Here is a 1,289-nt window from a genome sequence, read left to right on the forward strand (position 1 = left end):
CGCCGGCGCCGGCGAGCCAAGACGGACAGGCTGGACGGCGAGACGTTGTTGCGGACGCTTCTGGCCTACAAGCGTGGCGAGCCTCGGGTCTGCGCCATGGTCGTTGCTCCCTCTCCCGAAGAGGAGGATCGCCGCCGGCTCTGCCGGGAGCGGCGGACCTTGATTGCCGAGCGGATCGAACATGTGAACCGGATCAAGGGTCTTCTGTTCGCGCAAGGGATATCGGATTATGCGCCGTTGCGGCGGGATCGACGGAAGCGGCTGGAGGTCTTGCGGACGGGAGACGGGCGCGCATTACTGCCGCATCTGAAGGCGCAGATCGGCCGTGAGCTCGACCGGCTCGAACTGCTGCTCAACCAGATCGCGGCGGTGGAGCGCGAGCAGGATGCGTTGCTAGCGGTGAGCAAGCCGTCGGGCGAGAAGGCTGCATCGGACCCGGTCACGATGCTGCTCAACCTGAAGAGTTTGGGCCCGAACTTCGCTGCCATTCTGTGGTCGGAGGCCTTTTGGCGGCAGTTCGCCAACCGCCGTCAGGTCGCATCTTATGCCGGGCTTGCGGCGACACCCTGGCGCAGTGGTGGGATCGAGCAAGAGCAAGGCGTGTCGAAAGCCGGCAATCCGCGCCTGAGAACCACGATGATCCAGCTCGCCTGGCTCTGGGTGCGCCATCAGCCGCAATCGGCTCTGACCCAATGGTTCAAGGCGCACAGCCAGCGCGGCCGCAAGCGTGCGATCGTGGCGCTGGCCCGCAAGCTGCTCGTGGCGCTGTGGAAGTACGTGACCGCTGGCGTCGTGATCGAGGGAGCCGAGCTGAAGGCTGCCTGATGCGAGGCTTCCTGCAACCTTAAAACCAATCTGCCGAGGACCGATCAGCCTCGGCCGATCCGGGTGGACGAACCGATGGATTGCTTGGCTGCAAACGCCGCAACGAAGAATGGTCCCGTCCTCTCGAGCCTGCCCGCCGCAAGCGGAATGTTGGTGCGGTCGCCACCGAGCGACGACCGAATGTGAGTTTGATCTGGCATGCAAACCAGATTGCTGAACCGGCTCGACCCTTGGATCGCCGAACACAGGAGTTCACGCCGCACTTCCCGACCTGACGAGCCTGAAGGCGTACTCGCTCGGGTCAAGACCAAGCCGCTTCGCGGCGGCCCTCACGGGCCGGTCTTGACCCGATCTGCGCGCGCCTTCCGAAAGATCCCACGGTCGGGACGAAGAGCTGGCCTGCAATCGAACAAAGAGCTGATCATAAATCTTGACACACCAAACCCCCATGTGAGCAATCCAGA

At 63.8% G+C, this 1,289-nt stretch carries 1 protein-coding gene; it reads left to right on the forward strand.

Annotated elements, in window-relative coordinates; translation table 11 throughout:
• The coding region (locus tag IVA87_RS05115) for an IS110 family transposase (protein ID WP_247332898.1) at positions 1 to 825 on the forward strand (825 nt) is incomplete at its 5' end.
• Between the last annotated feature and the right edge of the window lie 464 nt (positions 826 to 1,289).

This window comes from Bradyrhizobium sp. 147 (assembly GCF_023073935.1).
GTDB lineage: Bacteria > Pseudomonadota > Alphaproteobacteria > Rhizobiales > Xanthobacteraceae > Bradyrhizobium.